At 49.1% G+C, this 12,861-nt stretch carries 10 protein-coding genes; 5 read left to right on the forward strand and 5 right to left on the reverse strand.

Translation table 11 applies throughout. The features are described 5' to 3' along the window. Positions 1 to 71: 71 nt before the first annotated feature. Positions 72 to 1,259, forward strand: a complete 1,188-nt coding sequence (locus C7T94_RS02150; RefSeq protein WP_107213194.1) for an FAD-dependent oxidoreductase — start codon at positions 72 to 74, stop codon at positions 1,257 to 1,259. After that, positions 1,249 to 1,629 carry a hypothetical protein gene (locus C7T94_RS02155; protein WP_107213196.1) on the forward strand — a complete coding sequence of 127 codons (381 nt, stop codon included), beginning with the start codon at positions 1,249 to 1,251 and terminating at the stop codon, positions 1,627 to 1,629. Before C7T94_RS02150 ends, C7T94_RS02155 begins: the two co-directional genes overlap by 11 nt. 218 nt (positions 1,630 to 1,847) lie before the next feature. Here C7T94_RS02155 and C7T94_RS02160 read toward each other — a convergent pair whose 3' ends face one another. The 3 genes from C7T94_RS02160 to C7T94_RS02170 all read right to left on the reverse strand — a co-directional run bounded on the left by C7T94_RS02160 (position 1,848) and on the right by C7T94_RS02170 (position 4,840). Then, positions 1,848 to 2,735: a helix-turn-helix domain-containing protein gene (locus C7T94_RS02160; RefSeq protein WP_107213198.1), complete on the reverse strand. Its 888-nt coding sequence runs from the start codon at positions 2,733 to 2,735 to the stop codon at positions 1,848 to 1,850. An 8-nt stretch (positions 2,736 to 2,743) separates the two neighbouring features. Then, complete coding sequence (locus C7T94_RS02165; RefSeq protein ID WP_107213200.1) at positions 2,744 to 3,748, reverse strand: aldo/keto reductase; 1,005 nt, start codon at positions 3,746 to 3,748, stop codon at positions 2,744 to 2,746. Positions 3,749 to 3,991: 243 nt separating this feature from the next. Next, positions 3,992 to 4,840, reverse strand: coding sequence for an NAD-dependent epimerase/dehydratase family protein (locus tag C7T94_RS02170; protein WP_107213202.1), 849 nt, complete (start codon positions 4,838 to 4,840; stop codon positions 3,992 to 3,994). Positions 4,841 to 5,050: 210 nt separating this feature from the next. On the opposite strand from C7T94_RS02170, the gene C7T94_RS02175 reads away from it, so the two are divergent. From C7T94_RS02175 to C7T94_RS02185, 3 genes are all read left to right on the forward strand, one after another. Continuing rightward, the gene (locus C7T94_RS02175) at positions 5,051 to 5,881 is read left to right on the forward strand and encodes an AraC family transcriptional regulator (RefSeq protein ID WP_107213204.1); all 831 of its coding nucleotides are present in this window, start codon (positions 5,051 to 5,053) and stop codon (positions 5,879 to 5,881) included. 61 nt (positions 5,882 to 5,942) lie between these two features. Continuing rightward, the gene (locus tag C7T94_RS02180; RefSeq protein ID WP_239494904.1) at positions 5,943 to 8,420 is read left to right on the forward strand and encodes a TonB-dependent receptor; all 2,478 of its coding nucleotides are present in this window, start codon (positions 5,943 to 5,945) and stop codon (positions 8,418 to 8,420) included. Between the two features lie 117 nt (positions 8,421 to 8,537). Further along, the gene (locus C7T94_RS02185; protein ID WP_107213206.1) at positions 8,538 to 9,038 is read left to right on the forward strand and encodes a cupin domain-containing protein; all 501 of its coding nucleotides are present in this window, start codon (positions 8,538 to 8,540) and stop codon (positions 9,036 to 9,038) included. A gap of 92 nt (positions 9,039 to 9,130) precedes the next feature. Here C7T94_RS02185 and C7T94_RS02190 read toward each other — a convergent pair whose 3' ends face one another. Together C7T94_RS02190 and C7T94_RS02195 are read right to left on the reverse strand one after the other, a co-directional pair. Beyond that, complete coding sequence (locus C7T94_RS02190; RefSeq protein WP_239494905.1) at positions 9,131 to 10,378, reverse strand: hypothetical protein; 1,248 nt, start codon at positions 10,376 to 10,378, stop codon at positions 9,131 to 9,133. Positions 10,379 to 10,391: 13 nt separating this feature from the next. Continuing rightward, positions 10,392 to 12,770 carry a TonB-dependent receptor plug domain-containing protein gene (locus C7T94_RS02195; protein ID WP_204353193.1) on the reverse strand — a complete coding sequence of 793 codons (2,379 nt, stop codon included), beginning with the start codon at positions 12,768 to 12,770 and terminating at the stop codon, positions 10,392 to 10,394. Between the last annotated feature and the right edge of the window lie 91 nt (positions 12,771 to 12,861).

The raw sequence follows: 12,861 nt of genomic DNA on the forward strand, positions 1-12,861 counted from the left end.
TAGTAGATATAGGGATATTTTATGCCTAAAGCTAATCATATTTTTGCAATACACTAAATTCAGTATGAAATATGAAAAAGCGAATTCTGGTTTCCGGCGGTGGAATTGCCGGCTTAACTGCGGCCAGGCTGTTATATAACCAAGGACATGATGTTACGGTAATTGACCGGGCTAAACAATTCAACAAATCTGGCTTTCTGGTTTCACTCAAAAGTTTTGGTGTTGAAATTATGGATGAACTTGGTCTTACAAAGGCCCTGCGCAAAGAATCGACCCCCTCTGAGTTTATGGACTGGATGAATGCGAACGGGACGATGATCCGCAGTATCAGTTATAAGAAGGTCAATCAAAATACCAGTCAGTCTATACTTATTACCCGTGGCGCACTACATAATGTGTTATATGACAATATCAAAAGTGACATCCCGGTCTTGTTCGATACGACGATTGAGGATCTGCAGCAGCAAGCGCAAAAAGTCAATATCAGATTATCAAACGGAACCCTGATAGAAGCGGATCTGGTGATCGTTTCCGAAGGACTGCGATCGTCTACCAGAACAAAATATTTTCCAGGCAGTCAACTGGAAGACTTTAACCTTTTGTACATGGGTGGCCGGTTAAGCACTCGCCATGCTTATCGTTTGGGAACAATCCGAACTTACCTGGATATTCGTAAAATGCTTTCCATTTATCCGGTTAGTAAAGAAGAAGTAGCGCTTCAATGTTATATCCACAGTGTCGATGACATATCAAAGATTCATGCCGAGGCACCGCAGTTGCTGAAAGATTCATTTAAGGATTACAATACAGAAGTTCAGGATTTAATACGCCGCTTTCTGGAAGGCGGACTGATGTTCGCTGATAAAATGGGCATGGTACACACGCCAAACCTGGTTCATGGGAACGTTGTGCTGTTAGGCGATGCTGGCTATTGCCCTACCGCTTTGTCAGGAATGGGCGCATCGTTATCAATTTACGGCGCAAAAGTATTGTCTCATTTTCTGGCACAATTACCCGATGGTCTAAACGAAGCTCTTCAACGTTATAATTCGCTGATGCAGCCCATCATCAGCAAGTTCCAGGGAAATGCCAGGAACAATGCCAGGTCGTTCATACCAGATAACGAAGCAGATCTGAAGCGTTTTACAGCGCTATTTGGCTCGGCAACTGAAGATGAGGTTAGCAGAATGATGACCGATCAACTTGTACTGACTGAAAACCAACTGAAATTTTTACCGATCCACAGCAATGAAACTTAAACAAATTTTATCGATAGCCATAGGAATTGGGTCTGTCGGGTTGCTAAGCTCTGTATTTGCCAAGCTTCAAGGAATGGTATTTCCACAATCGCTTAATGCGTTGGGCCATCCTGACGTAAGCAGCGCTGAAGTTATTCAACTCGTCATTAAATTGGGCTGCCTGGCTACAAGCGGAATGCTTGGCGGGATCCTTACCGCTTGGACGGGAGGTAACCTCAAAGCCCGTGTTGTTGTCTGTATAGCGATCATCGCAGTTATAGGATGGTTGTGGTTCAATACAATTTACCCAATTTGGTTTTGGCTTCCATTGATCATTCTTATCGGTCCCGCTATTTTGTTGGGAGGTAAATTGCCACGCAAACAGTCATAAATGGCGAAATACGATTGCGTTCAACGTTTAGAAAGCCCAAGGTCATCGATGTTCGTTCCCGGTGGTCACCGCCGGTGCATTCAGTTCTTGCGAACCCCCTGAGCCTGTAGCGCAGCGGAGAGCGGCAGAGGACGGCGGATGGCGGAGCCACGCCAATTCCTCAGGATGGCCTGTCAGGTTTCAGCAAGAATATTTCACAGCACGATTTCTTTTTGCCATCAGTTAAACGCCTGGCGAAATTCCAGCGGCGATACGTTCGTCTTCTTTTTGAAAAGCGTGCTGAAAGACTGCGCATGCTCAAAGCCCAGTGCATAGGCGATCTCGCTAACGGAAAGGCTGGTCGTGGAAAGTTTTTCTTTGGCTTTCGCGATCAGTTTTTCATGAATGTGTTGCTGTGTGTTCTGTCCGGTATGCACCCGAAGCAGGTCGCTCAGGTAGTTCGGCGACAGGTTCATCTGCCCGGCAACATATTGCACCGTGAGCAAACCCTGCACCTCGCTGTTAAAATAGTCATCGATCAATTGCTCAAACCTGCTCAGCAATGCTGAATTGTTATTCTTCCGGGTCAGAAATTGCCGCTCATAGAACCGGTTCGAGTATTTTAACAGGCTCTCGATCTGCGTCAGCATGATCTCCTGGGTGTACTTATCAATATGCCGGCACTCCCGGTCAATTTTATGCAAGATGGCAATCAGGTCATCTTCCTCTTCGGCCGAAAGGTGCAGCGCCTCATTCACCGCGTAATCGAAAAAACCATAACGGTGAATGCTGTTCGCCAGGGGGTGTTGCAACAGAAAGTCCGGATGAAAGATCAGGAGATAACCAGACCCGCATTCCATATTTTGAAGATCCAGTTGCTGCACCTGGTTGGGCGCGGTAAAACTCAATACGCCCTTATCGTAGTCATAGTGCTGCTGTCCGTACCTGATCTTGCCTTTCGCTTCACGTTTGAGCGCCACGCAATAAAAGCGGTTAACAAAACCTTTCCAGATCGCGTCTTCCAAAAACACACTTTCAGCCAGGTTGATCACACTTACCAGTGGATGACGGGGTTCGGGCAATGACAGCAACCGGTGAAATTCTGATATCGAGTTAATGGCATTCATAAACGAAATTAATCAATTAAGCCCATACTGAACTCATCGTAAGGTGCGCCGGTGTCTGTACCCAGCGGCACGATACTTTCCAGCCGGATAAGATCTGCCTCAGTCAGCTCAATGGCGGTTGCCGCAAGATTTTGCTCGAGGTATTTGCGGCGTTTCGTTCCCGGGATGGGCACAATCCCCTTACTTATGATCCAGGCCAGAGCCAGCTGCGAAGAGGTGACGTTCTTGGCTTCGGCCATCACTTCAATTGCCCTGACCAATTCAATGTTCTTGTTAAATACCTCACCCTGGAACCGCGGGATCGCCCTGCGAAAATCGTTCTCGGGCAGGTCATCGATGCTTTTGATCTGTCCCGACAAGAACCCCCGGCCCAATGGTGAATAAGCCACAAAGCCGATACCCAGTTCATTCAATGTTGCCAGTACCCCGCGTTCTTCGACCGTTCTTTCGAATAAAGAATACTCGCTTTGTACTGCGGTGACGGGGTGCACGGCATGCGCCCGCTTAACCGTTTCAGAGGAAACTTCAGACAGGCCAATGTAACCTACCTTACCTTCCTTAACCAGTTCAGCCATGGCTTCAACCGTTTCTTCAATAGGTGTATTTTTATCCAGCCGGTGCAGGTAATACAGATCAATGTAATCAGTATTGAGGTTTTTTAAAGAGCGCTCTAAAGATTTCTTTACATAGTCCCTTTTCCCATTGATGGCCCAGGTCACTTTATTGTTGTCATCAATCTCCCAGCCGAACTTAGTCGCCAGAATATACCGGCTGCGTTGACCGCTGATGGCCTTTGCGATAAGCTGTTCATTTTTCAGCGGCCCGTACAAATCTGCCGTATCTAAAAAATTACCGCCCAGCGCCAGCGAACGATGAATTGTTGCGATGGCTTCCTGCTCATCTGCCGGACCATACATATGCGCCTCTTCAAAACCGGTCATGCCCATACAACCCAGGCCGACCACCGGCACAACCAAACCCTGGCTGCCTAGTGCTATTTGTTTTATTTCCATGATTCAAAGATCAGTAAACCAGCGCGGCCGCATGTATGCAAACCCCTGAAGCTTGTAAGCAAATCGAAGAATGATCGGCGCAGCCGTGCATTTGCGTTGTGAATATTAAACCGGCGACCCCGTAACCAATCAAGGATTTTTCTGCCAAACCAAGATGGGCTAGAGCCGGGCATACCATAAGTTATGAAACGCTGCTTGCCCAAAGGCTGCCTGTTTATTCCCCGGGCCGGATCAATAGCATGATTACTGGTCTTCAGTTAACAGATGTTCAAACGTGAACTGTGGCAGGTAACCCAATCGTTCTCTGGCTTTATCGATTACGTACAACCGGTCGATGCTGTCAGGAAACGACCAGTTTTTTGCCTTGTAAAATGCGGCAGCTTGCGGGTAAAGTTTGCTAATTGCTTCTGCCGGGTTGGTTTTAAGCGTAACGAGATCTTCTCTGGAAAAAGGGCTGCTGCTGGCAATGTTGAAGATCTCAAAATTCTTAAAATCATGATTCACCGCCAGGTACAAGGCCTCCGCGCCGTCGCGCGCGTCAAGGCCCCTGTACAACCTGTGGTTTGCCCGCAGATTGGGTTCCTCCGGCAAGAAGCGGCCTACCCGGTAAACAGATGTCTGTAAACCCTCCTTGTCGAAAAAATCTTTGCACAGCTGTTCGGCCGTTTGTTTGGTTATATCGTAGATATCCCTGGGCTGTTCCTGTACTAGTTCATCCACCCACACCGCCTGGGCAGGATCGGCCATGGCATTCCCATAGATCGAGGTTGTACTGACGTAAAGAAAGCGCTTTACACCCTGTTTCACAGCAGCATTTAATAGGTTCAAGGTTCCGTAGACATTCGTATCGATAAACTCTTCCCTGGGGAAACCGAGGTCATAGTGTTTGCCATGGAGAGCGGCCGTGTGAATAATCGCATCTGCGTGTTGGCAAGCCCTTAAGACCGCTTCTTTATCCCTGATGTCCAGGATCAGATTCGGAGCGGGGCTTTCAATAAGGTCTGCGCCAACCGGCCGCAGGTGGGCAGCTTTTAGTTTCTGCATAACCGCCAAACCAAGTTTACCAGCAGATCCGGTTACGAGTACTTTCATGATTTTTTAAAGGTACAAAATACTTTCAGAGGCTACGGAAGAGCTGCATGAACAAGGAGCCGGGAAAAAGCAATCTGATGCAACACGCTTAAATACAGACCGCTCAGTAATGCAAAAGTACAGTTCGGTTAAGCCGGTAAATTAATGCCCGGCAAATCTCTGCCATTTCTAAATTCACCTTTCGCTCTTTCTTGCTAACTTTACGTTCAGATGCATACGCCACTTTCAGAAAACGGCATTCCGGTGAAGGACAAGATGGAGCCCGACCGGTTGGTTAAGGTCAGCGCCATGAAAGAGGTGATCAAGCCTACCAGGCCGCATCGGCATGCCAACTACCATGAACTTGTCCTGTTAAACCAGGGGGCAGGTTTTCATGATGTTGACGGCCATCAGTTCGAAGTAACCGCTCCCGAATGTTATTACCTGCGGCCCGGTCAGACACATTGCTGGAACTTTTCATCCATACCCAGGGGTTTCGTTGTTCTTTTCAGGGAAGAGTTACTTAAAAAGGACGACCTGGATCTGCTGTTCAGGTTCCCGGCGCAGATTTCCCTGCCGGCAGCAGACCAAACGGTTTTCGCTCTTACGGCTGTCCTTTACCAGGAGTTCAGATCGGGCCTGAGTGATCCCGGAACTTACCGCGCCTACCTGCACTTGCTGGTTACGAAACTTCAGCAATTGTCGAACACCAGGCGATCCCTCGTCAGCGGTTCCGACCATGTTTTTCAGCGGTATAAACAGCTAGTAAACGCCCACTTTTCGCAAACGCGCGATCTGGGCTTTTATGCCGGCCAGCTGCACATTACCACAGCTGTCCTGAACCAAACCTGCAAAAAAGCCGTGGGTAAAACGCCCGCTACAATTATTAACGAGCGTATCCTGCTCGAAGCGAAACTGCTGTTATCAGCCACCGGCAAAGCGATTCAGGAGGTAGCGGCCGACCTCGGGTTTGCGGACTCTCCGCATTTCATTAAATTTTTTAAGCAGAATACTGCGCTGACGCCTGGGGCCTACCGCCATCTTGCCTCAACAAAGGGGTAATGTACAATCGTTTCTGCGTATTGTACAATGGAGCTACCTTTCCGCATGATATTTTTGCATCATGATTTCGCTTATAAAAACGATCACCTTTACCTTGTTCATTGTAATGATGTCATCGCAGATGTTGTTTGCACAGGGAGGTTCCATAAAGGGCCTGGTCTTTGACCAGCAGACAAAACGCCCGATAGCGTATGCCAGTGTTTCCGTACTGAAAGCCGCAGACTCAACCGTGGTTGCCGGATCGCTTACAAAAGCCAGCGGCGCATTTGCGTTTTCGGGATTAACACCGGGAAATTATGTGCTCAGGGTTGCTTTCCTGGGTTATCACACCAAAATGACCGGCACACTCAATTTAACCGGGAACGGCCAGATTGAGGCGGGCACCATCCTGCTGTCGCTCAGCGAAACGGCGCTTGACCAGGTGCAGGTTACGGGTCGCCACGCCGATGCGCTGAACAAGATCGACAAACAAACATACCGTGCAGACCAATTTGAAAGTGCGCGCGGGGGTACCGCCATCGATGTGCTGAAAAACCTCCCCTCAGTTACCATAAACGGAGAAGGCGAGATCAGCATGCGCGGCTCTGCCGGTTTCCTGGTGCTGGTAAATGGCAAACCGGTACTGACAGATGCGCAAACCGTACTTAGCCAGTTGCCTGCCAACAGCCTGCAAAACATTGAACTGATTACCGCACCATCGGCCAAATATGACCCCGATGGCAAAGCCGGTATCATCAACATCACCACAAAAAAAGGAGCTGACGATGGCTTCACCATGACGGCCAATGCCCAGGCCGGATTACCCAGCACCGGCGACCACGGCAATCAAGAACAGCCAAAACGCTTTGGCGGCGACCTGACGCTCAACTACCGTAAAGGCAAATGGGACCTATCAGCCGGCGGCAATTACCTTCGCGCAGATGTTGCCGGTTACCGCGAGGGAGATGTGTACACGCTGAACTTTTTAAACAATACAATTACACGTTTTCCCTCGAACGGAGAACGCAGCTTTGATAAATACAATTACGCGGGCCGCTTTTCAGCAAGTTACAAGGCAGATGCCCGCAATACGTTTTCAGCCGGCTTGTTTCTTGGGCATCGTTTCCAGTCGCGGCTGGCAGATATTTTATACACCAACAGCACTGCAGATCTGACTACACAGGCCGTGCAAAAAAGCATAACCTATTTTAACTCCAACCTGCAAACAAAGGAGGGCGGCTTTTCGCTTGGAAGCCTGGACTATACCCATACGTTCGCCAACAAATCGACCCTGACCGCATCTGCGCTGTATGAACATGCCAACCTGTATGGCAACAGCAAAAACCGCAACCTGCAATATCCCAACACGGCAGACACCATCCAGTACGTGCTGAACCCTTACAAAAACCCGATCAATGGCTACCGGTTACGGCTGGATTACGCAACCGCTATCGGCACAGGCAAACTGGAGAGCGGCTACCAGTTCAGGTACGATACACAGGACGGACAATTTGATTATTTTGTTACGCCGGCGGTGTCACAGCCAGATGCGGCACGTTTTAGGGGCAGTGCGCGGGCTAAAAATCAGATCAACTCATTCTACACGCAATATTCCGGTAGGGAAAGCAAGCTGGAATACACGGCCGGACTGCGTTATGAGTATGCTGCGCGGACAGTTAATTTATCATACGATCCCACTCCGCATCAGCTGAAACTATCTAACCTGTTCCCTTCGGCCAACTTGTTGTACACTTTTAAAGAGGGCTGGCAGGCCAAAGCCGGCTATAGCAGACGTGTGCAGCGCACCACCAATTTCGAACTGAACCCGATACCCGAGCGTGAACATTCAGAAACCCTGGAGCAGGGCGACCCTGACTTATTGCCTGAGTTTGTAGACCTGGCTGAGCTTGGTTTGGTCAGGACGTTCAGCAAAGGCTCGTTTTTCAGCACCCTGTATTATCAAAATATTCAAAATCCGATTCAGCGGGTAAACAGCGTGTATGCCGACACCATTCTGAACCGCGTGTTTACGAATGCCGACCGCGCCAGGTCTTTTGGCCTTGAAGCGGGCACGAACCTTCAGCCGGCAAGCTGGTGGAGCCTGTACCTGGGCGGTAATATTTACAATTACAAGATCAATGGCTCATTGAACATCCTGGGCGTTACCTCTTATGTTTCAAACGCCAATTGGGTATATTCGATCAACGTCAACACTAATTTCAGGCTGGGCCCGGCCTGGAACCTGCAGGGAAATGTAAACTACCTGTCAAGGAGGCCGACGGCACAGGGCGAGGACTCCAGGTTTCTTGTACCCAACGCGTCGCTTCGGAAATCATTCATGAACGGCCGTTTTGCCGCAACGCTGCAGTGGCAAAATATTGACCTGGGCATGAAACGATCCAATCGCCAGCGCATTACCACGTGGGGCAATGATTTTTACACCACGACCAATTACATTTATGAAACCGATGTGGTCATGCTGAACCTTAGCTTCAACCTGAACAAGCTGAGGGGTAAAATGAAACTGCCGGCAAGCGAATTTGGCGACAAAGAATTTTAGGGACGGCCAGGTTATTCCGGCAGCCGGGACCCAATCAAGACATCACAACACTCAGATAGACCATGTTGTTGTTTGTCAGGACATTAACAATTACATTTGCTTAAAACCTGCTTACCTATGGAAAATCAAAAGCGCATGCCGGTCACACTGGGGCCACAGGCTGGCCATAGCCTTTCTGTTGTCGGCGACACATACCGCATCTTAGTTGGCGGTAAAGAAACTGGCGGCGCGTTTGCCGCCATTGATATGCTTATCCCCCCTGGCGGAGGGCCGGGTCCTCACGCGCATCCCGATTTTGAAGAGTCCTTTTTTGTGGTCGATGGCGAGATCGAGGTCAGGTCAGAAGCGGGAACCTATGTGGCACAAAAGGGTTCTTTTGTCAACATCCCGAAGGGAGGCCTGATCCATAGCTTTAAAAACAAAACCGGGCACAATGCGCATTTGCTGTGTACCGTCGTACCTGCCGGGCTGGAACTTTTTTTTGAAGAAATTGGCAAGCCTGTTGCGCCGGGAGAGTTTTTGCCCCTACCTGAAATAGACGACGAGGCCGCAAGAAAATTGCAGGAAATTGCACAGCGGCATGGGCAGCGGGTATACCCGCCTGATGCACTCGGATAACCTGAAACCCCTCTTCTCTGACGAGCATACACAAAGATGCCCGGACACCATTGGTGCCCGGGCATTGTATATTCGCCGTAATCGGCGCGAATTTATTCGGTAATGATGTTGAATCCGTTCAGCCGCCCGCTTTCTTTCAGGTGGAAGGTTTCTTTGACCTCGCCGGTTGCAGGATTATACTGGTTTACGCCGGCATACGCTTCTGAGGTATTGTTAGACAGGAAATAGATCCATCCGTTGTGCAGGAAAGGATTTTGCGTACCATAAAAGCTGTCGGCAGGAATATTCAGGCGTTTGGCCTTTTTGGTCGCAGCGTCAATCTCATGCCAGTACCATACATCGCTGCGGTAAGAAACGCCGTGCTGTGCGCCGCCGTAATAAGATACCGCCCTTGACGGAATGGTGGTGTAAATTTTACTGTCATGCACGAACAACCGGTTGAATTCTGCCGGAAACTGGTAGTTTTTGATATCAAGCGAAAAATCCTTATCAAACTCATTTGAACCGCTTTTGATGCGCAGAATCTTCGAGGTGTAATTTGTCGGTTGTCTTTTCATATCGCCTACAGCAACAAAATACAAGTCTTTCGTTTTCTCGTCGAGTCCCCAGAGCACATGATCAATAAATACGCCCAGGTTGGTTGTACCGGCAAACTTCGTTACGTTCAGGATCTTCTTTTGCGTAAGGTCGTAAACTGCGATGGCAACTTCTTTTTCTTTTGGCGATACCTGCCAGTCGCCGCTTAATTTCGTGCCGAGCAACAGGTCTACATACAGTTTATCGTCCCGTTTGGCAATGATCAATTGCCCCGCCGATTCGTTTGGCAAACCCTCAGACAGCGAGCTGAAATCAATCTCGCCGGTACGCTCCATAGTGGTGGGGTTAAATGTCTGCACTTTTAAGCCACCACGAACGTCATCCCAGTAATAACCTTCTGTTGGGCTTGCTACCAGGTAGTTTGAAATATAAGCGGTAGATAAAGAGGGAAGAAACTTATCTTCAACGATTTTGCCTTCGCCGTTTATGCTCATTTTCAAAATGCCCTGTGCATTCGAAGCGCTGTTTACTTTATAAAGCGTTTTGCCCAGTGTACGGCCGCCGAGCGAGCTGGTTACCTGAAAGAAAGGAATATTCGACAGTTTGATCTCCCTTGCCTTGTTGCTCTTCAGTGCATATATGCCGCCGCTCCAGTTTGCATTTGCGTTGTAGATGACCCATGTCTCATTGGCCGGCAGGTCACCGTCAGGTTCCGGTCCTGGGCCTTCACTTTTGCTGCAGGAGCCCAGAAAAGTCAGTGCGGAGAGCCCGAGCACCATTGCGTAAAATCGATTACATTTCATATCAGATATGGTATTATGGTTTATAGAAATTGTATAAAAGTTTTAGATAGAAAGCCCGTCCCGGGCGCTGCACATTGAAATTATCGTACAACCTGGCGTTGCCGATATTGCGGCACTCTCCCGAAAGGCTGAGGCCGGATCCTGCAAAATGGTAATAGATGCCGGCATTGTTGTTTAACTGGCCGAATCTGCCGTCGTGAGGAATGATGAGGGAGGTCTGCACGCTTGTTACCTTTTCGAACAGGCCGGGTTCCTGGTCTTTTGGTATAGCCTGCAAAAAGAACCGGTGCGTGTAATTTCCGTTCCAGTTGAATTCGATGCGGTCGCCTTTACGCAATACATCGTTAAAATGGGTATTCAGCCAGAAATTCCCGAAAAAGTAGGGGACGTTGGGAACGCGCGAGCCTTCCAGTATCCTGAAAATCGCCTCCGGAATGTTAACCTGGCGTATATCCTGATAGGTCAGGTTGGCACCAAAATCTACGTGTCTGCCCGCTACATAACTGCCCTCCACCTCAAAACCTTTTACCCTCGTCGATTCGTAATTGATGAAACGGTTGAAAGGAATATCCAGCTGAAGAAAAATTCCGTCTTTAACCTTGCGGTAGAAGAGTCCTGCCGACAAGGTCAGCAAACGGTCTGCGCTGCCAAGCCGGTACTCGCCGTTCAGGTTGATGTTGTGACTTTTCTCCGGTCTGAGATTCATGTTCTCTTTGACCAGCCGCGCATCACCAAAAACCTCATATTCATCGGGCAGCCGGGTCGCATACTCGTAAGATGCTTTCAGCAGGTAGCTGCCTCTGCTCCAGCGCAGGCCGCCCAGGTAACCAAGCTGGTCTTCGCTTCCGGCCGAGCGGTAACCCATGCCAAAATTATCGGTTGTGTAGCCAATGCTTTTATAATGGTAATATTTAAGCGCCACAATACTTTCCATTTCCTTGCCCAGCCAGGACGAGCGGAGACCAAGGGCCGTATTGTCTTTGCGGTAGGTAGCCGGAACACTCAGCACATCGATGGCCTCCAGCGCGGTGATGGCACCTAGCGGATCGCTTCCCTTACGGTTCTGCTGGTAATACATGCTGCTGAAATCTACCGCATGCCGCGCCGTCAGGTCGTAAGACAGGTTGAGCCTGGCCGAGACGAAATTGTAGTCGATCTGCTGGTTGTTGCCAAGATTAACCTCGCCAGGCCGCAGGTTGCGGCCGATGATATCGCCATCCCAATTGTACCGTACGGTTGCCGTATCAACGAACCTCGTATCAAAGAAACTATAGGTACCTACAGCGTTTACTTTTAGTTTACTGTTAAAAAAGGCTTTTTTGTAGTTCAGCAGGGCTGTATAATTGTGCTCGCGGGAAAAAGCCTGCCCGTACACCTTATCCATCTTCGCATCATGCTGTATTTCTTTGAAGAAATCTGCTCCGATCAAGGTAAGCCGCAAATCGTCTGCCCAGCTTTTGTTCTGAATGCCTGCATAACCCTCTATGTAATAGCTGCGGGTGGCATCATGGAACCGCCTTACGTCTTTAAAACTGCCTGCCAGCGCAGGCACATTCACCTTGTAATTGTTATCGGCAAAATTGAACGAGCTGCTGGTGCCAACATACCAGGTTCTGGCCTTATTTTTCCACAAGCCGTTAAAAGTTGCCCTATGGGTGTTAAAAGAACCTGTTTCATAAGACACTTCTGCCAGGTTCCGGGTGTCTTTTCGGGATACCAGGTTTACACCGCCGCCCAAAGCATCGGCAGCCAGGTATAATGGCATGACGCCCTTGTAAACCTCGATACGGTCAAGCATGTTTACCGGAATGGTACCCAGGCTGAAGGCATGGCCAAACAGCTCTACCGGTATGCCATCCCTGAACAACCTGACAGCCTTGCCTTGCAGGCCACCCAGGTTGACCTGCACCTGCGCACCCACGCTGCCATCACTGCGGAGCCTGACGCCGGAAGCGCGGTTCAGAAATTCGCTGACATCGCCACCTTTGTCATAAGAATTTTTCAGATCAATGGCCTGCACCGAAAACGGCGACAAATCGATCGTTTCTTTTGCACTGAGCGCTTTCACAGTTACATCTTTCAAAGAGACGCTGCCGGCTTCGGCATCTGTCAGTTCAATATATAACCCTCCCTGCGTGGCACAATTTACATGAACAGACGTTTGTTTAACCACAGCTGTATGGCGGCGAAGAACCAATTTGTGTTCGCCATTCGCGAGATCTGCGTTCAATACCCCGGCCGAGTTGGTTGATCCCTTCAGAATGCCATCAACAAAGACATCAATGCCTGAAGCCGGTTTGCCATCGCTGTGCTGAATGCGAATCGCCACAGGGCATGCAGCTGCGGCTGCACAAACCAGGATCAGTAAAGAAAGAAGTAAACCTTTCGTCAAAATTTTATTTAAACTAATTATAAATTGCATTAATCGTGCAAATGTATCTATTTTGGTATCTCCGCGATTTATGAAAATGGAAGTGTTTGTT

Source organism: Pedobacter yulinensis (assembly GCF_003029735.1).
Classification (GTDB): Bacteria; Bacteroidota; Bacteroidia; order Sphingobacteriales; family Sphingobacteriaceae; genus Pedobacter; species Pedobacter yulinensis.